The following is a 23,388-nucleotide window of genomic DNA, read 5'->3' on the forward strand; positions in this document are numbered from 1 at the left end:
GCCGCAGGACGAGCTCTACTGACAGGGAGCTCCGGCAGCGGGCCGAGGCGCCGATCTCCGCAGGGCGGGAGGTCGGCGCCTCAAGCTGTTTTCAGCTATTGCAACGAGTGTTTCGAAAGAATACTTTCGATTCCATGGTGAAGTCTTCTCAGCGGCGGATCTCCGATGCGCGGTCGCTCAGGGCGATGGCGCATTCGGTGCGGATAGCGATCATCGAGCAGTTGGCTGTGAACGGGGCGATGACGGCGACCGAGCTCGGGGATCGGCTGGGCGAGACGCCGGCCAACTGTTCGTGGCACCTGCGGAAGTTGGCGGAGTACGGGTTCGTCGAGGAGGCCGCCGGCGGTACCGGGCGGCAGCGGCCGTGGCAGGTGACGCATCTCGGGATGACCTGGGGCGACGAGGACGACGGTCCGGTCGAGCTGGAGGTTCAGCTCGCGGGGCGGGCGCTGACCGACGTACTGGTCGCGCGCGAGGTCGACCGGCTGCGGGAGAGCCAGGTCCGGCAGGCCGACGAGCCGGCTGAGTGGCGGGCGGCATCGGGGCAGTCGCAGTCGATGCTGTGGCTGACGGCCGAGGAACTGGAGGCTGCCAACAACGCGGTACGGGATGTTCTGATGGACAAGTTCGATCGGCACGCTGATCCCGCGCTGCGGCCGGAGGGGTCGCGGTTGTGCGCGTTCGTGGCTTGGGGTGTGCCGACGTACGGGATCGCGGAGCCGACGCCTCCTGCTGCTGAACTGACTGCGAGTGGGGGTGAGAGCTGATGCGCGCGATGTTCTCGCAGCCCGGGTTCCGGCGGTTGTTCGCCGGGATGGCGACGTCGATGTTCGGCGACTCGGTGATGCTGCTGGTGCTGAGCATGTGGGTCAAGAGCCTGACCGGCTCCAACGCCCAGGCAGGCTTGACGTTCTTCTGGATGGTGGTGCCCACTTTCATCGCGCCGCTGTTCGGGTTGATGGTCGACCGGCTGCGGCCGAAGCTCGTGCTGGCGTGGGGGAGCCTGGCGTCGGCGATCGCCGTACTGCCGTTGACGTTGGTGCGCGACGCGGGTGACGTTTGGATCATCTGGGGCGTCGCGTTCCTGTACGGGATCTCGATGATCGTGTTGCCGGCCGCGCTGAACGGGCTGCTCAAGGAGACCGTCAGCGATGAGCAACTGGTGCAGGCGAACGCGTCGCTGCAGACCGTCAAGGAGGGCTTCCGGCTGATCGGGCCGATCATCGGCGCCGGGTTGTTCGCGTGGATCGGGGGCTGGGCGGTCGCAGTACTGGATGCCGCGACGTTCGTCGCCGCGGCGGTGATCATCGGGTCGATGTCGTTGCAGGACAAGCGTCCGGACCGCTCCGAGGGGAACTGGCTGACCGAGATGGGTGGTGGGATCAGGCATCTGTGGTCCGACCGGATCCTGCGCCACACGCTGGTCGGACTCGGCCTGATCCTGCTCGTGCTCGGCTTCAGCGAGGCTTCGATCTACGCGATCATCGACGTGTTCGACAAGCCGGTCGAGTTCGTCAGTGTCATCGTGACCGTGCAGGGCGTCGGCGCGCTGGCCGGTGGGCTGACCGCCACCTGGTGGGTCCGCCGGATCGGCGAGGTGGGTGCGTTCGCGGTCGGCACGCTGGTTCTCGCGGTGTCGCTCGCGATCATCGCGGCGACGGAGAGTCTGCCGGTGCTGCTGATCGACGTACCGCTGCTCGGGTACAGCATCCCGCTGGTGATCGTCTCCTTCATGACCTTGATCCAGCGCCGTACTCCGGTGCGGTTGATGGGCCGCGCCTCGACGGCCGTCGAGACCGTCATGGGCACTCCGCAAGCCGCCAGTCTGGCCTTCGGATCCGTGCTCGTGTCGCTGGTCAGCTACCACGTGATCTTCACGGTGATGGCGATCGTCGTGGCCGGCTCGGTGTTCTATCTCTGCCTGACTTTACGAGGGCAGGTACTACGTCCCGTCGCCGCCTGGGCCGAGCCCGAGGACGGTCCGCTGGCACTCGCGGAAGAGGTCGTCGACGGGTCGGCCGGGTTCGAAGTACTCGGTGATGGCGGTCATGGTGACCGGGTGGGTGGCGGCGAAGGCATCCAGGTCGAAGTTCTCGAGCGCGGCGGCGTCGGGGCGGGGCGTCTGCTCCTCGAGGACGTAACTGACGGTGAAACCCAGCAGGGTCAAGACGATGATCTGAGCCTGCCGGAGCGCGATGCCACGGTCCAGGGTGCTGATCGAGAGCTCTGAGATCGCGGCCGTCCGGAGCGAGAGCTGGGTGGCTCGCCGGGTGCGGGCGTAGTACGGGGCCGGGAAATGGTGTCGGCCGCCTTCCTCGGCAACCGCCTTCCCTGGCTCGATACCGGCTTCTGATCACGCCCCCGGGCAGCGGCTACCCTTCCGGCATGCAGCCGAGACGCCGTGGTGCCGTGGCGGTGGTTGCCGTGGTGATGCTCGGCTTGGCGGCGATCGCACTCGTCGTACTGGCTTCGGCGGGCGGCAGCGTCCGGCCGGTCAGCGAGAGCACGCTCAGTTCGTCGCCGCGACCGCTGCCGACGAAGACGCAGAGCGCGCAGGTGACGGTTCCGACGCCTGGTGCTCCGCCGCCGGCAGCGCATCCACCCAAGCCGGTCAAGATCCCGGACTGGGTGAAGGCCCTCTGGCAGGCGCTGTTCTACACCGCCGCCATACTGGTCGTGCTGTTGCTCGGCAGGGTGCTCTACCGGCTGCTCCGCAAGGTGGAGCTGCCAGAGGCGGAGAACGAGGACAGCGACTGGGAGCGGATGAAGGTCGACCGCCTGGCCGAGGCGGTGGAGTCCGGCCTCGCGGCAGTCGACTCCGGTACTGCGACCGACGCGGTGATCGCGTGCTGGGTAGCGCTGGAGGATGCGGCCGCGTCAGCAGGAGTGGAGCGGGCCGCGTCGGAGACACCGGCCGAGTTCACCGTCCGGGTGCTCGGCGTCGGCGGAATCTCGGAGCCGGAACTGCTGCGACTCGGGCAGTTGTACCGCGAGGCGAGGTATTCGACGCATGGCTCGAGCGAGGAGGCCAGGAGTCAGGCGCGTGAAGCCTTGATCCGCCTCCGCGACGAGCTGGCAGCCGCGATGGCATCCCGCGCCGCCCGGGCGAAGGCGCGAGCGGAAGCCGAAGAGGCTGAGATAGCGGCTGCCCGATGAGGAAGATCTTGGGGCAGCATCTCGGGGTTGCGGTGCTCGTCAGTCTGCTGGCGATCGCCGCCTTCGGCCTGGCCGGGACCCAGCCGAAACCGCTCTGGTTCGTCGGTACGGGGCTCGCGTTCGGGTTCGTCTCGGTAGCGCTGCGACTGGTGGCTCCGCAAGTACTGGAGACGTCCTGGCCGTCGCGGCAGGACGAGAAGTTCGCCGAGTCGCGCTCGTCGGGCAACAGCGACAACCGCACCCAGTTCCTGGCGACCTGGGTGCAGGAGTCCGATCGCGAGCGGCGGGCCGGCGAGGGGTCGATGACATTCACCCGGCGGATCCGGCCGATGCTCCTCGAGCTGACCACGAGCCGGCTGGTGCACCGGCACGGGATCGACCCGGAGCTGGAGCCGGATCGCGCTCGTGAACTTCTCGGTGACCAGGTGTGGACCCTGATCACCGGCACCGAGGCACGGACCGCGTCGTTCGCGGAGATCGAACAGGCTGTACAGACCATCGAGAAGCTGTGAGGAACCGTGACTGATCGGGAACTAGGCCTCGGCCTTTCGGAGGTCTCGGCACTGAGCCGGAAGGTGCTGGACCGGGTCGGCGAGGCTGTGGTCGGCAAGGGTGAGGCGCTGGAGCTGGTGTTCGCGGGCATCCTCGCCGGCGGCCACGTGCTGCTGGAGGACTACCCGGGGCTGGCCAAGACGCTGGCCGCGCGGTCGTTCGCGCAGGCGCTCGGGCTGGAGTTCCGCCGGGTGCAGTTCACCCCTGACCTGCTGCCGTCCGACGTCACCGGCGCGTTCGTCTACGACCAGCGGAACTCGGAGTTCGTCTTCCGGCCCGGTCCGATCTTCACCGGGCTGTTGCTGGCCGACGAGATCAACCGGACGCCGCCGAAGACGCAGGCAGCGCTACTGGAGTCCATGCAGGAGCACCAGGTCACGGTAGAAGGCCAGACCTTCCCCCTGCCGGTGCCGTTCCACGTACTGGCAACAGCGAACCCGGTCGAGTACGAGGGCACCTACCCGTTGCCCGAAGCCCAGCTCGACCGCTTCATGCTCCGGATCGCCTTCGGTTACCCGAGTGCGGCCGAGGAGTGGGAGGTGCTGCAGCGCAGGATGAGCCGCCGCTCGGAGGACCAGGCCGTCGAGGCCGTCACCGACGCGGCCGGTCTGCGCGCTGCCCAGGCAGCAGTCGAGACTGTCACCGTCGACGACACAGTAGGCCGGTACTGCGTGGAGCTGGCTGCCGCGACCCGTCGTGACTCCCAGGTGCTGGTCGGCGCATCGCCGCGTGGTTCGCTGGCACTGCTGCTCACCGCAAGGGCGTACGCGGTGATCCAGGGCCGCGACTACGTAGTACCGGAAGACGTCAAGGCAGTCGCCATCCCCGCACTGGCGCACCGGATCACGGTCCGGCCCGAGCTGTGGCTGCACGAGGTGACCGGTGCGACGGTGGTTCGGACAGTGCTCGGCTCGGTCGCGGCCCGCCGACCGTCGTCAGCGCCCGGCAGTGACCGACGGGCCAGGTAGGCGACCGGTGAGTGAGGCGCCGCGATGAAGTGGCAGCCGACGCATGCGCAGGTCCGGGCGGTCGGGGTGTCGGCGGCGTTGCTCGTGATCGCCGTACTCGCCCGTCGGCCGGACCTGGCCGTGATGGGTCTCCCGCTGGCGCTCGTAGCCGTCTGGGGACGCTTCTTCCGGCCTAGTGAGCAGCCGGCCGTTCAGACCGAGATCGACGCGGACGTCCTGTTCGAGGGCCAGGCCACCACCTACCGCTTGCAGGTGGACCACCCGCTGGACCCGGACATCGACCTGATCGTCGCGGCTCTGCCACGGAGCCGCTGGTTCCGCTACGACCCGGTCTACGCGGCCGTAGCCGAGCCGGTCTCGCACGGAACCTTCACGCTGGAGGTCGGCGTACGGTCCGAGCGCTGGGGGATCCGGCAGCTCGAACGCCCGCAGGTGATCGCCACGTCGGTCCTCGGCGGCTACCGCATCCAGGTGCCGTCGACCAAGCCGCTGACTGTCAGTACGTTGCCGCTGCGCGACGGGTTCGAGGCGGTCGATTCCGTACCACGCCCTGCCGGGCTCGTCGGTCTGCATCGTTCTCGGCGACCAGGTGAAGGTACGGAGCTTGCCGGGGTCCGGCCGTTCCGTACCGGCGACCGGCTGCGCCGCATCAACTGGTCGGTGTCCGCACGGACCCGCGAACTGCACGTCACCTCAACCTGGTCCGACCGGGACACCGAGGTGGTCATCCTGCTCGACACCGGCGCCGAGGTGGGGATCAGCGAGGGAATCGACGGCCGGTCGAGCAGCCTGGACACCGCAGTACGAGCAGCAGGTTCCATCGCGGAGCACTACCTGCGTCACGGCGACCGGGTTCGGCTCGTCGACACCGGTAGTACGGTCCGCGGCGTACGGGCGGGCAGTGGTCGCGCGCACCTGCGCAGGATCCTCGATGTCCTGGTGCAGGCGAACCGCAGGGGGCGGCAGCAGGACGAGGAGCAGCTCGCCCGCAGGCACCGGGTTCGCTCGGACAGCTTGGTGCTGGTGCTGAGTCCGCTGCTGCGGCAGTCGATGCTCGGCTACATCGTCACCTTGGTCCACTCGGGCTGCACAGTGATCGCGGTCGACACACTGCCGCCCGACGTCGCCGACGTGATCGATCCCGAGCACCACGACACGAAGGCGTGGCCGCTGGCCTGGCGGTTGCGCCTGCTGGAGCGCCGTTCGGAGCTGGACCGGCTCGGCGACCTCGGCGTACCGACTGTGCGCTGGCGAGGCGCGGGCACGCTGGACGAAGTACTGCGGGATGCCAGCCGGCTGGCATCGGCCCCGAGGATGCGCTCATGACGGCCGCGGACAAGATCACCAACTGGCTGGCCCAGCTCCGGGCGTCGAGCATGGCGTCATTGTTGTCGCGACTGGTGATCGCGATCGCCGGCACCGTGGCGCTGGTCGTACCGACCGTGCAGTCGTGGGATCAGGCGGACCTGGTTCCGTTGCTCGGAGTGCCGCTGTTGCTGATCTGCCTGGTGCTGCCGGACTCGACCGCGGCTGCGCTGTTCCTGATCGTCGTGACCGCCGGCTGGCTCATGCGGGCTCCCAGTGAGCTCACCTTCAGCCTCGTTGTCACCGCGATCGCCTTGCTGGCGGTGCATCTGGCGTCGGCCTTCGCCGCTCAGATCCCGTCGTACGGGAAGGTGAGCCGGCGGGCGCTACGACGATGGTTGCTACCGGCAATGATTGCTGGACTGCTCGGTCCGGTGGTAGCGGTCGCGGCGGCTGTGGTCCGTGGGGCCGATGTGCCGGGGTCGCTGGTCGTGACGGTGGCCGCGCTGGCCGCCGCGACCGCGGCGGTCTGGTTCGCCGCGGGTCAGTCGGCTTCCGGCAACGGCTGATGGATCTTCATCGTCCCCAATAGCTCTTCCGCCCAGGGCAGCGGAATGCTGTCCGGGCCGGCGACCTGCATCGCGGTCATCACGGTGAGCAGCATGCCGGTCGCCACGAACTGGCGGGTCTCCTCGGCCGAGGCGCCGGTCAACTCCCGGACCAGGTCGTAGATCTTGCCGAAGCGCTCCCGGACGACGTCGCCGATCGCCGGGTCGGCGCTGGCAGCGAATCCGTGCAGCAGGACGACCAGTAGTTCCCGCTCGGCCATCAACCGCTCGTAGGCGCCCCCGAGGCTGTCCAGATCGGCCCGCTGCCCGGCCGCCTCCCGGAAGGCCTGCTCGACCCGGTCGCAGACGCGGTTGGCCGAGGCCAGGAAGAGTTGCTGCTTGGTTCCGAACAGGCGGATCACATACGGCTGTGAGACCCCGGCCAGCCGGGCGATCTCGTCGGTCTTGGTGCCCTGGTAGCCGGCCGCGCCGAACGCCACCACGGCCGCCTGCAGCACTTCCTCGCCGCGCTCGGCGGCGGTCAACCGGGTCCTCGTCATGAACTCTCCTTCGGTTTGTCCTTGACATGTTATCAGTCAATGCATACTTTGTGACGAGACCTAGTTATCAGTGAATAACAACAAGGAGAGTTCGATGACTTCGACCGCACTTGATCCGGGGCCGGAACGATCTGCCGTACGGCGTTCGCTGGGCACCGTGCTGGCCGTTGTGGGTATTCCGATGTTCATGGTCACGCTGGACAACCTGGTGGTGACGAACGCGCTGCCGGTGATCAAGTCCGAGCTCGGCGCCTCACTGTCGGACCTGCAGTGGTTCATCAACGCGTACACGCTGTCGTTCGCCGCGCTGCTGCTGACAGCGTCGGCGATTGGTGACCGGATCGGCCGGCGGCGGATGTTCCTGTTCGGGATCGCGCTGTTCACGCTCGCCTCGGCAGCCTGTGCGATCACGACCGAGCCGTGGATGCTGATCGGGGCCCGGGCGATCCAGGGCGTCGGCGCTGCCGCCGTGATGCCGCTGTCGCTCACCCTGCTGGCGGCCGCAGTACCGGCTCGTCAGCGCAGTGCGGCGATCGGGATCTGGGGCGGCATCTCCGGTCTTGGTGTCGCGGTCGGCCCGGTTGTCGGTGGAGCCGTCGTGGACGGGCTCAACTGGCAGTGGATCTTCTGGCTGAACGTGCCGATCGGTGTGTTGGTGCTGCCGTTCGCTGCGCGGGTCCTGCAGGAATCCTTCGGTGGTAGCAAGCGACTCGACCTGGTCGGGTTGGTGCTGTCCGCGGCGAGCGTGCTCAGCATCGTCTGGGGCGTCGTGCACGGTTCCGACGACGGCTGGGGCTCCGGCCGGGTCCTGACCGCGATCATCGGTGGGGTCGCGCTGCTGGTCGCCTTCCTGGTCTGGGAGAGCCGGACCGCCCACCCGATGCTGCCGCTACGGCTGTTCAAGTCGCGGTCCTTCAGTGTCATCAACCTGACCCTGTTCACCTTCTCGGTCGGCGTCTTCGGCTCGGTGTTCCTGCTCGCTCAGTTCTTCCAGGTCGTGCAGGGCTACACGCCGCTGCAGTCGGGGATCAGGACCTTGCCGTGGACGATGGCGCCGATGGTCGTGGCGCCGCTGGCCGGTCTGATCGTCGACCGGGTCGGTGCGCGGGTACTGGTCGCCACCGGGCAGGTCTTCCTCGCCACGGCACTGGCCTGGATGGCGCTGGTGACGAGCATCGACACCACTTTCGGTTCGTTCGTCGTACCGTTCGTGCTGGCCGGGGTCGGGATGGGCCTCACCTTCGCGCCGGCTTCGAGCGTGGTGATGCACAGCGCATCCGAGGCTGACCGCGGTGTTGCCTCCGGCACCAACAACACCATCCGCGAGGTAGGCGTAGCGATGGGCGTCGCCGTACTGGCCTCGGTCTTCGCCTCCGCCGGCTCCTACGAGTCACCCACCGAGTACGTCGACGGACTGGTCCCCGCTGTCTGGGTGGGCGCCGCCGTAGTCGCCGTCGGCGCAGTAGTCGCAGCAGTAGCCCTCCCGGGTCGCCCGCGCGCTGACTAAGGTTGGGGGGTGCTTGGGGTTGAGGATGTCCGGCGGGTCGCGTTGTCCTTCCCGCAGGCGACGGAGAAGGAGCGGTGGCGTCATCCGACCTTCGATGTCGCGGGGCGGATGTTCGTGACCGTGCCGGACGACCAGACGTCGTTCGCGGTGAGGTGCCCGCGGCTGGAGCGGGCGGAGTTGATCGCGGCCGAGCCGGAGAAGTTCTGGGTGCCGCCGCACGAAGCCGGGTCCAGCTGGGTCAGGGCCCGGCTGGAGGCGCTCGAGGACGCGGCCGAACTGCGGGACATTCTGCTCGACTCCTGGCGGCAGGCCGCGCCCGACGGGCTCGAGCACGAATAGGTTCGATCGGGCAGTGCCGCCCGGGTAGGGTCGGCCGGGTGACGGATTCAACCACACCGACCAGCCCGATCGACCAGATCTCCGAGCGGTTCCTGGAGGCCTATGTCGAGCTTTCGCCGACCGACGCCACCTTCATGGGGATCGCCGGGCACGACCACCGGCTGCCCGATTTCTCGCCGGCCGGGTTCGATGCGCTGGTCGAGCTGCATCGCCGGTCCGTCGCCGAGGCCGAGGCCGTCGAGCCCGGTACGCCGCGCGAGGAGGTCGCCAAGGACGCGTTCCTCGAGCGGCTCCGGCTCGAGCTGGAGACGTACGAGGCCGGCGTACCGCAGTACGAGCTGAATGCGATCGCCTCGATCCCCGCTGAGGTGCGCGGCGTGTTCGATCTGATGCCGACAGCGACCGAGAACGACTGGGAGATCATCGCGATCCGGCTCAACCAGGTCGGTACGGCGCTGGACGGCTTCCGCGACTCCCTGATCCAGCAGGCCGCCGCAGGCCGGGTGTCGGCCGTTCGTCAGGTGAACGATCTGGCCCACCGGATCGCCAGCTGGACCGGCGCGGACGGCGACGACTTCTTCGCCGGGCTAGCGGCGAAGGCTCCCGACAGCGGGATCAAGGCCACCGTCGAGGCGGCCGCAGCCGGTGCGCGGAAGGCGTACGAAGGGTTCGGTCAGTGGCTGCGGACCGACCTGGCGCCGCAGGCCCCGGCCCAGGACGCGGTCGGCCGCGAGCGGTACGAGCTGGCCTCGCGCAACCACCTCGGTGCCGCCGTCGACCTGGCGGAGACGTACGCCTGGGGCTGGCAGGAGCTGGCCCGGATCGAGGGCGAGATGCAGAAGATCGCGGCCGCGCTGAACGGCGGCGACCGCAGCATCGAGGCCGTCGCCGCGCTGCTCGACAACGACCCGGCCCGCAAGATCCACGGCAAGGAGAAGTTCCGCGACTGGATGCAGCAGCTCGCCGACACCGCCGTGCAGGATCTGGCCGGCACCCATTTCGACATCCCGGACGAGATCAAGCGGATCGAGTGCATGATCGCGCCGACCTCGGACGGGTCGATCTACTACACCGCGCCGAGCGAGGACCTGACCACCCGGCCGGGCCGGATGTGGTGGGCCGTGCCGGCCGGCGTCGAGGATTTCGCCACCTGGCGCGAGGTCACCACCGTTTACCACGAAGGCGTTCCAGGGCATCACCTCCAGGTCGCCCAGACGATGCTCCGCGGCGACCAGCTGAACCGCTGGCAGCGCATCGGCTGCTGGGTCTCAGGCCACGGCGAGGGCTGGGCCCTGTACGCCGAACGGCTGATGGAGGAGCTCGGGTATCTCGAAGAGCCCGGCGCGCGACTCGGCATGCTCGACGCGCAGGGATTCCGGTCGGCCCGGGTGATCGTCGACATCGGCATGCACCTGGAGCTGGAGATCCCGAAGGACAACCCGCTCGGGTTCCACCCGGGGGAGACCTGGAACGCCGAGCTCGGGTTCGAGTTCCTCCGGGCCTACTCGCGGATGGAGACGGAGTTCCTGAAGGCGGAGCTGAACCGGTACCTCGGCTGGCCCGGCCAGGCGCCGTCGTACAAGGTCGGCGAGCGGATCTGGCTGCAGGCCCGCGAAGAGGCCAAGGCGCGAGCCGGCTCCTCGTTCGACCTGCAGGCCTTCCACCGCGACGCGCTGAACCTGGGCTCGGTCGGCCTCGACCCGCTCCGCCGCGCACTCGCCAAGCTGTGATCGAGACCATGGATGATGCTGCTGTGAACCCTGCTGTGGAAGAGAAGCGGCGGCCGCGGTTCGTGCTGGCGTCGGCATCGCCCGCGCGGTTGCAGACGTTGCGCGACGCCGGGGTCGAGCCCGAGGTGATCGTCTCCGGGGTCGACGAGGACCACGTCACGGCCGAGTCGCCGGGTGAGCTGGCCCGCACGCTCGCGACCTTGAAGGCGCGCGCTGTGGTGGCGACCCTGGATGACCACGCGACCGTGCTCGGCTGCGACTCGGTGCTCGAGTTCGACGGTGTTGCTTATGGCAAACCCGGTACTGCGGACGTCGCGCGCGAGCGGCTTCGCTCGATGCGCGGCCGGTCCGGAATTCTGCACACCGGGCACTGCGTGTTCGACACCGCGACGCGGCGGGAGCTTCGCGAACTCGCTTCCACCACAGTGCATTTCGCCGACCTCACGGACGACGAGATCGACGCCTACGTGGAGACGGGGGAGCCGCTTGTCGTGGCGGGCTCGTTCACCGTCGACGGTCTCGGCGGCCCGTTCGTCACCGGTATCGAAGGTGACTACCACAACGTCGTCGGCGTCTCTTTGCCCTTGCTGCGAAGGATGTTGGCCGAGATCGGCATCCCGTGGCCGGCTCTGTGGCAGCAGGCTGCTCCGTTCAAGTACGACGACGCGGAGGCGGCCCGGTACGACGAGACGCGCGGCGGTACCGAGCGCGCTCAAGCAGCGGCCGCTGCTGTCCAATCTCTGCTCCCCGTTGGTGGCCGGGTAGTTGAGCTTGCCGTCGGCACCGGAATCGTCGCCGCCGAACTGGTTGCTCTCGGCAACCTCGTGCACGGCGTCGACCTGTCGACCGCGATGCTCCGGCACGCCAAGGTCCGGCTGCCCGGCCACGTTTTGGCCGCAGACGCCACCCAATTGCCCTTCGCGGACTACCGCTGCGACGCGGTCGTCGCCGTCTGGCTCCTCCACCTGCTGGACGACAGCGACCCGGTCCTGGCCGAGGTTGCCCGCGTACTACGGCCCGGCGGCGTCTTCATCACCACCACGGAGAAGTCCGAGACCAGCCGCTACGCCGCCGGCCGTACTCCAGCCGACCACCGCTCCCAGGATGCCCTACCCCACCTGATCGCCCGCGCCGCGCAGTACGGCCTGGCCCTCGACGGCGCAACCACGTTCCCCGGCCCGCCGAAGGGCACCGTCCCGCCGGCGACCTACCCGCTGATCCGCTTCCGGCGGTCGCTCAGCTGATTCCGGCCTTGGCGTCCAGGGCCTGGAGTAGGTCGTGGGCGGCGAGTTCGACGTCTTTGTGGCGCCACTCGGAGGCGCGGTAGACGCAGGCGATCAGGGCTGTGCGGTGGATGCGGCGGAAGTCGCCGAAGACGAAGGCGTGCCGGGCCTTTGTCTCTTCGGAGGCACCGTCGGTCAGGCCGAGATGCCAGGCACCGTATTCGGCCCAGGAATGCTTCTCCAGGAAGGCGTTCTGATCGTCCGCGTGCGGCTGCACGGCACCCCAGTCGCTGTCCAGCACATACTGCTTGCCGTTGATCAGCTTCCGGGCGTACTCAACTGCTTCGTCGTTGACCGCATATTTGGCCATGCGAGCGATTGTGCCAGCACGACCAGTTCCTGCTTCTGAATGCGGCCAAGAACGGCCGACTTGTGTCCCGAGCGACAGGTAATGGCCGCCTCAACGGCCCCGGACATCGTCTGGCTGAGCGTGGCACCTGGGCGCGGGAGCGCCTATTACCTGTCGCTCGGGACAAAAGCCTTCCGTGATTGCCCCAAGGGGCAGGGTGAGCTACGGGTGGGCGCTGGCGCGCCAGCGGCCGGGGGCCGGGGCGGAAGGGGGAGCGGGCGTTGCGCCAGTAGGTGGCCCAGTTGCCGGCGCGGGTGGTGTCGGCGGCGGGCGGCGGGGCGGTGGCGCGGGCGGAGACGACGGCGATCAGGGCGGCGAGCTCCTCGGGAGTCGGGTCGCCCTTGACGACGCGAAGGACGGGCTTTGCTGCCTCGTCGGGTTCGCTCATCGGGTCCTCCAAGCTGGTTGCGTCCGAAGAGGTGAGGGGTCTGCCCCACCGTCGTTCGGACGTAAGGGGTGGTTACAGCGGGATGTTGCCGTGCTTCTTGGGGGGCAGGGTGTCGCGCTTGGTGCGGAGGAGGCGGAGGGCCCGGATGATCTCGGAGCGGGTCTCGCTGGGCTTCACGACCGCGTCGATGTAGCCGCGCTCGGCCGCGATGTACGGGTTGGCGAGATGGTCCTCGTACTCCGTGATGAGCTGCTGGCGGCGGGTCTCGGTGTCGTCACCGGCGTCTGCCAACTCGCGCCGGTGCAGGATGTTGACCGCGCCCTGGGCGCCCATCACGGCGATCTGCGCGGTCGGCCAGGCGAGGTTGATGTCGGCACCGAGGTGCTTCGACCCCATCACGTCGTACGCGCCGCCGTAGGCCTTCCGGGTGATCACGGTGATCATCGGGACGGTCGCCTCGGCGTACGCGTAGATCAGCTTGGCGCCGCGGCGGATGATGCCGTTCCACTCCTGGTCGGTGCCGGGCAGGAAGCCCGGTACATCGACGAAAGTGAGGATCGGGACGTTGAACGCGTCGCAGGTCCGGACGAACCGGGCCGCCTTCTCGGACGCGTCGATGTCCAGCGTGCCGGCGAACTGCATCGGCTGGTTCGCGACGACGCCGACCGGGCGGCCTTCGACCCGGCCGAAGCCGATCAGGATGTTCGGCGCGAACAGGGCCTGTACTTCGAGGAACTCACCGTCGTCGACGACCGACTCGATCACCGTGTGCATGTCGTACGGCTGGTTCGGCGAGTCCGGGATCAGGGTGTCCAGGGCGAGATCGGTCTCGTTCGGCTCGAGGTCGGCCGGCTCGTCGTACGCGGGCGGGTCCTCGAGGTTGTTCTGCGGCAGATGCGAGACCAGGGCCTTGACCCAGTCGATCGCGTCCTCCTCGTCGCTGCCCAGGTAGTGGGCGTTTCCGGACTTGGTGTTGTGCGTCCGGGCGCCGCCGAGCTCTTCCTGACTGACGTCCTCGCCGGTGACGGTCTTGATCACGTCCGGGCCGGTGATGAACATGTACGACGACTCGTCGACCATCACGGTGAAGTCGGTCACGGCCGGGGAGTAGACCGCGCCACCCGCGCAGGGGCCCATGATGAGGGAGATCTGCGGGATCACCCCGGATGCGCGGACGTTGCGGCGGAAGATCTCGCCATAAAGGCCGAGTGAGACCACGCCTTCCTGGATCCGGGCGCCGCCGGAGTCGTTGATGCCGATCAGCGGGCAGCCGATCTTCATCGCCAGATCCATCACCTTGACGATCTTCTCGCCGAACACCTCACCGAGGCTGCCGCCGAAGACGGTGAAGTCCTGCGCGAACACGCACACCTGGCGGCCGTCGATGGTGCCGAAGCCGGTCACCACGCCATCGCCGTACGGGCGGGTCGCGTCCAGGCCGAAGGAGGTGGAGCGATGCCGGGCGAACTCGTCCAGCTCGGAGAAGGAGCCCTCGTCCAGCAGCATCGCGATCCGCTCGCGGGCGGTTTTCTTGCCCCGGGCATGCTGCTTCTCCACCGCACGCTCGGACCCGGCGTGGACGGCCTCGTCCAGCTTGTGCTCCAGGTCCGCGATCTTCCCGGCGGTGGTGTGGATGTTCACGGTCTCTCCCATAACCGGGCAGCCTAACTTCCCGGAGGGGGTTCGTGTGCTGTGACGTCTGCCGCAACGTTACTGCGCAGTACCGCGTCTCAGGGCGGGCCGACGACGAAGAGTTTGGTGAGGCGGGCGGCGAGGGCCAGGTCGCCGCGGACGGAGAGGCGTTGTTTGAGGACCGCGGTGACCGGGTCCTCGTTGCCGGTGACGATCTTGAGCAGCGTCGCCGGGTCGGTGCGAACCGAGATCTCGGGCTGAGCAGCGTGCCCGTTGAGTACGTCGCAGCGCCCGTGGTGCACGCGGATCAGGTACTCGTCGACGCCACCACCGCCGGCCCCCGTGATCTGCCAGGCGATGACGGCCTCGAACCCGGTCGCCCGGGCGGGGCGAAGGTACTCCGGCATCCGGCGAAAGATCTCGCGCAACGCGACCTCTCGCACACCCCCGATGAGCCGATGCCGGAGCTCCCGCTCCGAGGTGCGGTCGACCAGCCTGGACAACTCGCCCAGTTCCAGGGTGGCGAGATCACCCGCCTCCAACCACCGAGCAGTGCCTCGTTCGGCCACCCAGACCTCCCCGGCGGTGAGCGGGAAACCCGTTCCGGACCTGATGAACGAGTTCCTACCAGACCGTAGGAATTTCCTACGACCTGGTAGCTTTGTCAAGTGGTCAGCCCCGAAGAGCCGGTTGCGGAATCTCCGCGCCGCCGGGCCGCGCACCTGGGCCCGGAGCGCCGGCGCCCGCTGATCCTGGACGCCGCCCTGGAAGTGTTCTCCGAGCGCGGCTACGCCGGTACGACGATGCAGGCGGTCGCGGACGCGGCCCGGAGTGACGAAGCCGGTGGTCTACGCCTCCTTCTCCAACCGCGACGAGCTCCTGCTGGCGCTGCTGGCCCGCGAGGAGCAGCACCTGGTGGTCTCGATCGTCGCCGCGCTGCCGGCCGATCCGAGTGTCGGTACGCCGGCGGAGCACGTGCTCGAAGGTCTGACCGCCTTCCTCGAGTCCGTCGCCAAGTCGCCGCAGTCCTGGCGGATCGTCTTCGGCGCGCAGTACGGCGCGGCGCCGGTGGTGTCCAACCGGGTCCGGGCCGCCCGTGCCTTCCTGGTCGAAGGGCTCCGCCTGACCTTGGTCAAATCGTTGCCCGAGGTCACCGCGCCGGACGCGAACCTGCCGGTGCTGGCCGAGATGCTCGCCTCGATGACCGAGAGCTGCGCCCGGCTGCTCGTCGTCGACGGCACCGACCGCACCCCGGCCGAGCTGGCCGCCACTGTCTCCCAGATCGTCGCCGGTGGCTTCGGTTCCGTTTAGTGCTGTGACGTGAACGCCCTGTGACGATCTGCGCCCATACTTCGGACCAGCGGGCAAGATACCGTCCCCACAGATATCGTGGGCGAACGTGACCGAGACCGGCAGTCAGGCTAACGCCCGTACCCGTACCCGCGCACGCTTCGAAGTCCCCGAGGAGCTGCGCGCCGACGTGCGCCTGCTCGGCGAGCTCCTGGGCCGAGTTCTGGTCGAGTACGCCGGCCAGCCGCTGCTCGACGACGTGGAGAAGCTGCGCGAACTCACCATCGCGGGTGACGGCGCGGCTGCCGAGGAGCTGGTCGCCTCCTGGCCGCACGAGCGGGCCGAGGACGTCGCCCGAGCCTTCACCTGCTACTTCCATCTGACGAACCTGAGCGAGGAGCTGCACCGCGCCCGCGTACTCCGGGAGCGCGACCGCTCGTCGGACGCGCCGGCCGTGTCGGAGCTGGCCCAGGCGGTCGAGCAGATCGCCAAGGACAGCGGTGAGCAGCAGGCTCGCGCGCTGCTCAACGGGCTGGAGTTCCGCCCGGTGCTGACCGCGCACCCGACCGAGGCCCGGCGCCGCGCCGTACTGGCGACCATCCGGCGGATCTCGTCGCTGCTGGAAGAGCGCAGCGACCCGCGCGCCGGTGACAGCGAGCTGTCCGAGAACCAGCGCCGGCTCGTGGAGCAGGTCGACATCCTCTGGCGTACTTCGCAGCTACGCACCAGCCGCCCGACTCCGCTGGACGAGGTCCGCTCGGCGATGGCCGTGTTCGAGGAGACGCTGTTCGATGTCGTCGGCAACGTCTACCGGCGGCTCGACGACGCACTGGCGGGTACGGAAGCCGGGATCAAGCAGCCGGTGGTCGCGCCGTTCGTCCGGCTCGGCTCCTGGATCGGCGGCGACCGCGACGGCAACCCCAACGTCACCGCGGCGATCACCCGCGAAGCCATGCAGATCCAGGCCGACCACGTACTCCGTGCGCTCGAGCGCGCCACTGACGAGCTGGGCCGCGCACTCACCCTGGACGCGTCGACCACACCGCCGTCGGCGCCGGTCCGGCGGATCCTGGAGGACGCGAGGGCGGCCAATCCCGACCTGATCGCGGACATCGAGACCAGGTCTCCTTCTGAGCCGCACCGCCAGCTGCTGCTCCTCGCTGCGCGCAGGCTGGCCGCTACTCGCGCCAGGGACGCCGACTTCGGCTACCCGCGCGCCGCTGACCTCCTGCACGAGCTGAAGGCGCTGCAGGACTCGCTGGTGTCCGCAGGCGCGCCGAGGCAGGCGTACGGCCAGCTGCAGCAGCTGATCTGGCAGGTGAGCTCGTTCGGGTTCCACCTGGCCGAGCTGGAGGTGCGGCAGCACTCGTCGGTGCACGCCAAGGCGCTGGAAGAAGTACTGGGAGGTGGCGAGCTCTCCGACCAGACCGAGGAGGTGCTGGCGACGCTGCGGGTGATCGGGCAGATCCAGCAGCGCTTCGGCCCGGAGGCCTGCCGTCGGTACGTGGTGTCGTTCACCCGCAACGCCGGCGACCTCGCTGCCGTCTACGAGCTGGCCGACGCCGCGATGGACGGCCGGCCGATCGAGCTGGACGTAGTACCGCTGTTCGAGACCGGCGAGGACCTGCAGAACTCCGTGGAGGTGCTGGACAACGCGATCCAGCTCACCCGGGTCCGGCACCGCCTCACTGCGAACGATCGCCGCTTCGAGGTGATGCTGGGCTACTCCGACTCCGCCAAGGACGTCGGCCCGGTCTCGGCGACCCTCGCCCTGTACGACGCGCAGGCACGCATCACCGCCTGGGCCCAACGCAACGCGATCCGGCTGACCCTGTTCCACGGTCGCGGTGGAGCCCTGGGACGTGGTGGAGGCCCCGCGAACCGTGCGGTCCTCGCCCAGGCGCCGGGGTCGGTCGCAGGCCGGTTCAAGCTCACCGAGCAGGGCGAGGCGATCCCGGCTCGCTACGGCAACGCGGCGATCGCCCAGCGCCACATCGAGCAGGTCACGGCCGCGACGCTGCTGGCGTCGACTCCTGCCATCGAGGAGCGCGCCATGGCCGCGGCGGACCGGTTCGCCGTCGTAGAGAAGACCCTCGACGAGGCAGCGCGTACGGCGTACCACCGGCTGGTCAAGGCGCCCGGGTTCGCGGAGTGGTTCGGCCGGGTGACCCCGCTGGAGGAGCTCGGCCAGTTGCCGCTCGGTTCGCGGCCGGCGCGCCGCGGTGTCGCCGTCTCCTCGCTGGAGGACCTGCGGGCGATCCCGTGGGTGTTCGCCTGGTCGCAGGCGCGAGTGAACGCGCCGGGCTGGTACGGCTTGGGCTCGGCGCTGTCGGCGGTCGGCGACGTCGCGGTACTGCAGGATGCGAACAAGAACTGGCCGCTGTTCCAGGTGATGCTGGAGAACGCGGAGATGTCGCTGGCGAAGACGGACCGACGCATCCTCGGGCGGTACCTGGAGCTGGGCGACCGGGAGGACCTGACCCAGCAGATGCTGGACGAGCACGAGCTCACCACCGAGTGGGTGCTGAAGGTGCTCGACGGCGACCGGCTGCTTGCCGGACGCCGGGTGCTGGGCCGTGCGGTCGAGCTGCGCAACCCGTACGTCGACGCGCTGAGCTACCTGCAGTTGCGGGCGCTCCGGACCCTTCGGACGGACGACTCCCTGGACGAGGCGCAGATCGTCAGGACCCGGCGGTTGCTGCTGCTGACCGTCTCGGGCGTTGCCGCCGGCCTGCAGAACACCGGCTGATGTTCGACGACCTGGAACGGCCCCCGCTGGACGCACGATTCCTGCAGGGGCGTCTGGTCCGCCCTGGCGCGTTGTGGACGCGCATCGACGTACTGACCGAGACGGTGTCCACCAACGCTGTCGTGGCCGACGCAGCGCGCTCTGGAGCGCCTGAGGGGCTCGTAGTTGTGGCGGAGTACCAGTCGTCCGGTCGGGGCCGTCTGGGTCGCACGTGGACCACTCCGCCACGCTCTGCCGTGCTGATGTCGGCCCTGCTCCGCCCCGCGGCGGTCCCGGCCGGTCGGTGGCCGTGGCTGGGGCTACTGGTGCCCCTGGCAGTCGCAGCCGCCGTACGGCGAGTTGGTGAGATTCCGGCTCAGGTGAAGTGGCCCAACGACGTACAGGTCGATGACCGCAAGCTGGCGGGGATTCTCCTCGAGCGGGTGGAGACACCGGACGGGCCTGCTGCCGTTGTGGGCATGGGGCTGAACGTGACGCTCAAGGCGGACGAGCGGCCGACGGACGTAGCGACCTCACTGGCTCTGGAGGGCGCTGCGACCACGGACCGGGCCACTGTGATGGCGGCGGTGCTTAGGGAGTTGGCCGGGCGCTACCAGACCTGGGTGGACGCAGCGGGAGACCCCGAGACGATCCTGCCGGACTACCGGAAGCTGTCGGCGACCTTCGGGCGATCAGTACGCGTGGAGTTGCCGGACGGCTCGTTCCTGGAAGGCGTCGCGTCGGACCTGGACGCCGACGGTCGCCTGGTGGTCCTCACCGCCGACGGCCCGCATCAGCTGGCCGCCGGCGATGTGACGCATCTGCGTACTACTTATTAAAGAACTTCATTATTCTACTACTCAGTGAAGATCTTCACTGCGGTGATCAGCGTTTCGATGATGCCGTAGCCGAGCAGGACGGCGACCAGTAGCCAGGAGATGACGAGTCGAGGAGTCTGGTTCATTTGGCTGCCTCCTTCGCTTCCGCGGTGGTGGATTTCTCGTGGAACCGTTCCGCGACCGGGCGGATCAGCAGGTTGGCGATGAAGCCGACCGCCAGGACGCCGACCATCGTGAACAGCGCCGGCCGGTACGCCGCGGCGGTCAGGGTGCCCGGTTTGCCTTCCCGGTCGAGGAATCCGTTCACGATCAAGGGTCCGGCGATCCCTGCCGCCGACCAGGCGGTCAGCAGCCGGCCGTGGATCGCGCCGACCTGGTAACCGCCGAACAGGTCCCGCAGGTACGCCGGCACGGTCGCGAAACCGCCGCCGTAGAAAGAGATGATGAAGGCCGCGAGCAGGACGAAGATCGCCGTACTGTTGTGGCCGACGGTGGCCAGCAGCGCGTACAGGACGATGCCGACGCCCAGGTACATCGCGTAGATCGGCTTGCGGCCGATGTAGTCGGAGGTTGTCGACCAGGCGAACCGGCCGGCCATGTTGAAGATCGACAGCAGGCCGACGAACCCGGAGGCGGCCGCGACCGCGACGGTGGACTTGCCGTCGGCAGCGCGGAAGAAGTCCTGGATCATCGGGCTGGCCTGCTCCAGGATGCCGATGCCGGCCGTGACGTTACAGGCCAGCACGATCCAGAGCAGCCAGAACTGCGGCGTCTTGATCGCGTTCGCCGCCGACACGTCCGAGGTGGTGACGAGTGCCTTCGACTTGACCGTCGACGGGTCGAAACCGGTCGGCTTCCAGCCCTCGGCGGGGACCCGGATGTTGATCACGCCGAACATCATCACCACGAAGTAGCCGATCCCCAGCGTGAGGAACAGCGCCACCAGCGCACCGCCGCCGGCCACCGAGCCCGACTTGTTCGGGTCGTAGCCGTCGTCGTACAGGCCGAGCAGTTGGCGCGACAGCGGGCTGGCGACCAGCGCACCGCCACCGAAGCCCATGATCGCCAGGCCGGTGGCCAGTCCCGGCCGGTCCGGGAACCACTTGATCAGGGTCGAGACCGGCGAGATGTAGCCGATGCCCAGCCCGATGCCGCCGATCACGCCGTAGCCCAGGTAGACCAGCCAGAGCTGGCCGGTACCGATGCCGAGGGCACCGACTCCGAAGCCGGTGGCCCAGAAGCAGGCGGCCACGAACATCGATTTGCGCGGCCCGTTGCGCTCGACCCAGGTGCCGCCGATCGCGGCGGACAGGCCGAGCATGACGATCGCGATGCTGAAGATCACCCCGATCGCGGTCTGGCTGGCGTCGAAGTGTTTGATCAGCGAGGTCTTGTAGACACTGGTCGCATATGCCTGCCCGATACACAGGTGAACAGCCAGCGCGGCCGGCGGGATCAGCCAGCGGCTGTATCCCGGGGGCGCGATGGTGTGCTCCCGGTCGAGTACCGACAAGATGCCCATCACGGCTCCTAAGTCGTCGAGCCCCCCAGAACTACCCCCTCGCGCATCCTGACGGAACTGTATGCACTTTGTGAAGTCTTCAACCACCGTGTCGCGGCAGCTCTGCCCGTCCGGACCGTCCGGCGGCACGGCCGGACGTGTCGACGGGCGACAGCGGCCCCGGGAACTGTGAGACTGGGCCCATGGCGATCTCGGCGAAGTTGTTGGGTGAGGACGAGTACGTCGTCGTCAGCACCCGGACACACTGGAAGGCACTGATCTTCCCGGTCTTCCTGCTCCTGGTGGTGGCGGCCGGTGGCGGCTTCCTGGCCGCGATCGTGCCGGCCGGCGGCATGCAGACCCCGGCCCGGATCGCGATCGGGGTGGTCGGGTTGGCGATCCTGATCGTGTTCGGCGCGAAGCCGTTCCTGAACTGGTTCTTCTCGACCTACACCCTGACCAACCGGCGACTCATCACCCGGCACGGCATCCTGACCCGGACCGGCCGGGACATCCCGCTGATGCGGATCAACGACGTCTCCTACGAACACGGCCTGATCGACCGGATGCTCGGCTGCGGCACGCTGCAGATCGAGTCGGCCGGCGAGCGCGGCCAGGTGGTCCTGCCGGACGTCCCGCACGTCGAGCACATGCACCTGCAGATGTCGGACCTGCTCTTCGGCGGCCCCGAGGGCAAGCCGGGCGACGGCATCCTGGACGACGAGGCCCCGCCGGAACACCAACGCCGCCGCGAGCCCGGTACTGCGGAAGAACCCGAGTCCCAGACCCTCTTCAACTCCGAGGACAACGACCGCCGCTGAGCCTTCCTGGGAGCGCGAGCTCAGCCGTGCGGGGTCAGCGGATCGCGGGGAGGTCGCCGGTGTTGTCGGCGTCCAGGTCGGCGTGCTGGTGCTCGGCCTCGTCGAGGGCGATTTCTTCCTTGAAGACGAACCGGCGGTAGGACCAGAAGCGGAACAGGGTGCCGAGACCCAGGCCGATCACGTTCGCGGAGATGTTGTCGGCGAGCGCGTTGTGCTGATCCAGCACGTAGCGGGAGAAGCTCAGGCAGCCCGCCGCGATCAGCAGGCCGATGCCGTTCAGGACGAAGAAGAGCACGTACTCGCGGTGCAGCCCGGTGCGCTCACGGTGCCGCCAGGTCCAGTGCCGGTTCCCCAGGTACGTCGCGACGGTGGCGACCGTGACCGAGATGAACTTCGCCGTGACCGGACGGTGGTGCAGCATGCCGTCGCCCGGCGTACCGAAGACGAGCGGGTTGTCGAACACCAGCCAGTTGTAGATCGGCAGGTCCACGACCATGCCGAGCAACCCGACCAGACCGAACTTGGCCACTTCGTGCACCAGATGCTCGACCTGGCGGTACAGCGTTGTGACGATTTTCAACGGACCGGAGTGCTCTCTGTGATCGCGGGGCGCGGCGGGCAGCTTCCCACGGTACCCGCCGACCGGGCCGCCGCCGAAATCCGGGCGGCCCAGCGCAGGACCGCTCAGGTCAGCACATTAGGCTCCGGCTGTGAAGTTCGAGCGTAAAGACCTGCCGGTCGGGACCCCTGTGGTCGGGATGATCGGCGGCGGACAGCTGGCCCGGATGACCCAGGAGACGGCGATCGCGCTGGGCGTCCAGCTGCGCGTGCTGGCGGAGGGTCCGGCGGTTTCCGCCGCCCAGGCCGTCGCCGACGCGCCGGTCGGCGACTACCGCGACCCCGAGACCGTACGCCGGTTCGCAGCCGAGGCGGATGTGGTCACCTTCGACCACGAGCACGTCCCCACCGACCTGCTGCACGAGCTGGAAGCCGCCGGGATCAAGGTGTACCCCGGTCCGGACGCCCTCGTGCACGCCCAGGACAAGGCGGTGATGCGGCAGCGGCTGGACGCATTCGACGCGCCCGCACCCGCGCACCAGGTGGTCGCGAGCCGCGACGAGATCGCCGACTTCGCCAAGCGGATCGGAGGTTTCCCGATCATCCTGAAGACCACCCGCGGCGGGTACGACGGCAAGGGCGTCTGGGTCGCCGAGAGCTCCGAGGACCCGGTCGTGGACGAAGCGTTCGCGGCGAACGTCCCGATCCTGGCCGAGGAGAAGGTCGACTTCGTCCGCGAGCTGTCCGCCATCGTGGCCCGCTCCCCGCACGGCCAGGCCGTCGCCTACCCGATCGTGGAATCCGTGCAGGTGAACGGGATCTGCGTCGAGGTGACCGCCCCGGCGCCCGACCTCGCGCCCGAGCAGGCCGCGAAGGCGCAGCAGACCGCGCTGCGGATCGCCAAGGAGCTCGGGGTCGTCGGGATCCTCGCAGTCGAGATGTTCGAGGCCCGCGACGGCCGGCTGCTGGTCAACGAACTCGCGATGCGCCCGCACAACACCGGGCACTGGTCGATCGACGGCGCGGTCACCTCGCAGTTCGAGAACCACCTGCGCGCAGTACTGGATCTGCCGCTCGGATCGCCGGCCGCGCGAGCGCCGTACACCGTGATGGTGAATGTGCTCGGCGGTGATGACGAAAGCACAGCGGACATGCATTATGCACTCCTTCACTGCCTGGCAAGGGATCCGGGGCTGAAGGTCCACTTCTACGGCAAGTCCGTGAAGCCCGGCCGCAAGGTCGGCCACGTCACGGCGTACGGCGACGACCTGGACGACGTCCGCGAGCGCGCACGGCACGCGGCGGCGTACCTGACCGGCACGATCGACGAGTAG

At 68.7% G+C, this 23,388-nt stretch carries 24 protein-coding genes and 1 pseudogene; 17 read left to right on the forward strand and 8 right to left on the reverse strand.

Going from position 1 to position 23,388, the window contains the following annotated elements:
- Nucleotides 1-134 precede the first annotated feature (134 nt).
- The 7 genes from F1D05_RS27155 to F1D05_RS27185 all read left to right on the forward strand — a co-directional run bounded on the left by F1D05_RS27155 (nucleotide 135) and on the right by F1D05_RS27185 (nucleotide 6,550).
- Nucleotides 135-767 carry a winged helix-turn-helix domain-containing protein gene (locus F1D05_RS27155; RefSeq protein ID WP_185443304.1) on the forward strand — a complete coding sequence of 211 codons (633 nt, stop codon included), beginning with the start codon at nucleotides 135-137 and terminating at the stop codon, nucleotides 765-767.
- Entirely contained in the window at nucleotides 767-2,230 is a 1,464-nt protein-coding gene (locus F1D05_RS27160; RefSeq protein ID WP_185443305.1) for an MFS transporter, read from the forward strand. Before F1D05_RS27155 ends, F1D05_RS27160 begins: the two co-directional genes overlap by 1 nt.
- A 155-nt stretch (nucleotides 2,231-2,385) precedes the next feature.
- Nucleotides 2,386-3,156 (forward strand): DUF4129 domain-containing protein, encoded by a 771-nt coding sequence (locus F1D05_RS27165; RefSeq protein ID WP_185443306.1) that lies wholly within the window; start codon nucleotides 2,386-2,388, stop codon nucleotides 3,154-3,156.
- Nucleotides 3,153-3,668 (forward strand): hypothetical protein, encoded by a 516-nt coding sequence (locus F1D05_RS27170; protein ID WP_185443307.1) that lies wholly within the window; start codon nucleotides 3,153-3,155, stop codon nucleotides 3,666-3,668. Before F1D05_RS27165 ends, F1D05_RS27170 begins: the two co-directional genes overlap by 4 nt.
- 6 nt (nucleotides 3,669-3,674) lie before the next feature.
- Nucleotides 3,675-4,676, forward strand: coding sequence for an AAA family ATPase (locus tag F1D05_RS27175; protein ID WP_185443308.1), 1,002 nt, complete (start codon nucleotides 3,675-3,677; stop codon nucleotides 4,674-4,676).
- A gap of 24 nt (nucleotides 4,677-4,700) precedes the next feature.
- Nucleotides 4,701-6,002, forward strand: a complete 1,302-nt coding sequence (locus F1D05_RS27180) for a DUF58 domain-containing protein (protein ID WP_185443309.1) — start codon at nucleotides 4,701-4,703, stop codon at nucleotides 6,000-6,002.
- Nucleotides 5,999-6,550: a hypothetical protein gene (locus F1D05_RS27185; RefSeq protein WP_185443310.1), complete on the forward strand. Its 552-nt coding sequence runs from the start codon at nucleotides 5,999-6,001 to the stop codon at nucleotides 6,548-6,550. Before F1D05_RS27180 ends, F1D05_RS27185 begins: the two co-directional genes overlap by 4 nt.
- Here the strand turns inward: F1D05_RS27185 and F1D05_RS27190 are convergent.
- Complete coding sequence (locus F1D05_RS27190; RefSeq protein WP_185443311.1) at nucleotides 6,526-7,089, reverse strand: TetR/AcrR family transcriptional regulator; 564 nt, start codon at nucleotides 7,087-7,089, stop codon at nucleotides 6,526-6,528. The two genes, F1D05_RS27185 and F1D05_RS27190, sit on opposite strands and share 25 nt — an antisense overlap.
- A 94-nt stretch (nucleotides 7,090-7,183) precedes the next feature.
- Here F1D05_RS27190 and F1D05_RS27195 point away from each other — a divergent pair, with 94 nt between their 5' ends.
- From F1D05_RS27195 to F1D05_RS42615, 4 genes are read left to right on the forward strand one after another with little or no spacing between them, the layout of a single operon-like run.
- Nucleotides 7,184-8,596, forward strand: a complete 1,413-nt coding sequence (locus tag F1D05_RS27195; RefSeq protein ID WP_185443312.1) for an MFS transporter — start codon at nucleotides 7,184-7,186, stop codon at nucleotides 8,594-8,596.
- Nucleotides 8,597-8,605: 9 nt separating this feature from the next.
- The gene (locus F1D05_RS27200; RefSeq protein ID WP_185443313.1) at nucleotides 8,606-8,935 is read left to right on the forward strand and encodes an MmcQ/YjbR family DNA-binding protein; all 330 of its coding nucleotides are present in this window, start codon (nucleotides 8,606-8,608) and stop codon (nucleotides 8,933-8,935) included.
- A 38-nt stretch (nucleotides 8,936-8,973) separates the two neighbouring features.
- A complete protein-coding gene (locus F1D05_RS27205) occupies nucleotides 8,974-10,665 on the forward strand; it encodes a DUF885 domain-containing protein (RefSeq protein ID WP_246486004.1) in 1,692 nt (563 codons plus the stop codon).
- Nucleotides 10,666-10,673: 8 nt separating this feature from the next.
- Complete coding sequence (locus tag F1D05_RS42615) at nucleotides 10,674-11,909, forward strand: Maf family nucleotide pyrophosphatase (RefSeq protein ID WP_185443314.1); 1,236 nt, start codon at nucleotides 10,674-10,676, stop codon at nucleotides 11,907-11,909.
- On the opposite strand, the gene F1D05_RS27215 is transcribed toward F1D05_RS42615, so the two are convergent.
- The 4 genes from F1D05_RS27215 to F1D05_RS27230 form a co-directional block, all read right to left on the reverse strand.
- Nucleotides 11,902-12,258, reverse strand: coding sequence for a hypothetical protein (locus tag F1D05_RS27215; protein WP_185443315.1), 357 nt, complete (start codon nucleotides 12,256-12,258; stop codon nucleotides 11,902-11,904). The genes F1D05_RS42615 and F1D05_RS27215 overlap by 8 nt on opposite strands.
- A complete protein-coding gene (locus F1D05_RS27220) occupies nucleotides 12,224-12,685 on the reverse strand; it encodes an acyl-CoA carboxylase subunit epsilon (RefSeq protein ID WP_185443316.1) in 462 nt (153 codons plus the stop codon). The genes F1D05_RS27215 and F1D05_RS27220 overlap by 35 nt, the downstream gene beginning before the upstream one ends.
- A 72-nt stretch (nucleotides 12,686-12,757) precedes the next feature.
- On the reverse strand, nucleotides 12,758-14,338 hold the full coding sequence (locus F1D05_RS27225) for an acyl-CoA carboxylase subunit beta (RefSeq protein ID WP_185443317.1): 1,581 nt from the start codon (nucleotides 14,336-14,338) through the stop codon (nucleotides 12,758-12,760).
- 77 nt (nucleotides 14,339-14,415) lie between these two features.
- Nucleotides 14,416-14,886, reverse strand: coding sequence for an SCP2 sterol-binding domain-containing protein (locus F1D05_RS27230; protein WP_185443318.1), 471 nt, complete (start codon nucleotides 14,884-14,886; stop codon nucleotides 14,416-14,418).
- A gap of 99 nt (nucleotides 14,887-14,985) precedes the next feature.
- Between F1D05_RS27230 and F1D05_RS43175 the strand changes: the two are divergent.
- From F1D05_RS43175 to F1D05_RS27245, 4 genes and pseudogenes are all read left to right on the forward strand, one after another.
- A pseudogene (locus F1D05_RS43175) lies at nucleotides 14,986-15,135 on the forward strand (helix-turn-helix domain-containing protein); the annotation flags it as partial.
- A gap of 13 nt (nucleotides 15,136-15,148) precedes the next feature.
- Nucleotides 15,149-15,628 (forward strand): hypothetical protein, encoded by a 480-nt coding sequence (locus tag F1D05_RS27235; protein ID WP_246486005.1) that lies wholly within the window; start codon nucleotides 15,149-15,151, stop codon nucleotides 15,626-15,628.
- Nucleotides 15,629-15,716: 88 nt separating this feature from the next.
- Complete coding sequence (locus F1D05_RS27240; RefSeq protein ID WP_185443320.1) at nucleotides 15,717-18,356, forward strand: phosphoenolpyruvate carboxylase; 2,640 nt, start codon at nucleotides 15,717-15,719, stop codon at nucleotides 18,354-18,356.
- Nucleotides 18,356-19,174: a biotin--[acetyl-CoA-carboxylase] ligase gene (locus F1D05_RS27245; protein WP_185443321.1), complete on the forward strand. Its 819-nt coding sequence runs from the start codon at nucleotides 18,356-18,358 to the stop codon at nucleotides 19,172-19,174. Before F1D05_RS27240 ends, F1D05_RS27245 begins: the two co-directional genes overlap by 1 nt.
- 17 nt (nucleotides 19,175-19,191) lie before the next feature.
- Here F1D05_RS27245 and F1D05_RS43180 read toward each other — a convergent pair whose 3' ends face one another.
- Both F1D05_RS43180 and F1D05_RS27250 read right to left on the reverse strand, forming a co-directional pair.
- Nucleotides 19,192-19,299, reverse strand: coding sequence for an MFS transporter small subunit (locus tag F1D05_RS43180; protein ID WP_428994973.1), 108 nt, complete (start codon nucleotides 19,297-19,299; stop codon nucleotides 19,192-19,194).
- Complete coding sequence (locus F1D05_RS27250; protein ID WP_185443322.1) at nucleotides 19,296-20,696, reverse strand: OFA family MFS transporter; 1,401 nt, start codon at nucleotides 20,694-20,696, stop codon at nucleotides 19,296-19,298. Before F1D05_RS27250 ends, F1D05_RS43180 begins: the two co-directional genes overlap by 4 nt.
- Before the next feature lie 182 nt (nucleotides 20,697-20,878).
- Here F1D05_RS27250 and F1D05_RS27255 point away from each other — a divergent pair, with 182 nt between their 5' ends.
- Nucleotides 20,879-21,496, forward strand: coding sequence for a PH domain-containing protein (locus F1D05_RS27255; protein ID WP_185443323.1), 618 nt, complete (start codon nucleotides 20,879-20,881; stop codon nucleotides 21,494-21,496).
- Between the two features lie 34 nt (nucleotides 21,497-21,530).
- Here F1D05_RS27255 and F1D05_RS27260 read toward each other — a convergent pair whose 3' ends face one another.
- Nucleotides 21,531-22,076 carry a GtrA family protein gene (locus F1D05_RS27260; RefSeq protein WP_185443324.1) on the reverse strand — a complete coding sequence of 182 codons (546 nt, stop codon included), beginning with the start codon at nucleotides 22,074-22,076 and terminating at the stop codon, nucleotides 21,531-21,533.
- Nucleotides 22,077-22,206: 130 nt separating this feature from the next.
- Between F1D05_RS27260 and F1D05_RS27265 the strand changes: the two genes are divergently transcribed.
- Entirely contained in the window at nucleotides 22,207-23,388 is a 1,182-nt protein-coding gene (locus F1D05_RS27265) for a 5-(carboxyamino)imidazole ribonucleotide synthase (RefSeq protein ID WP_185443325.1), read from the forward strand.

The organism is Kribbella qitaiheensis (assembly GCF_014217565.1).
Classification (GTDB): Bacteria; Actinomycetota; Actinomycetes; order Propionibacteriales; family Kribbellaceae; genus Kribbella; species Kribbella qitaiheensis_A.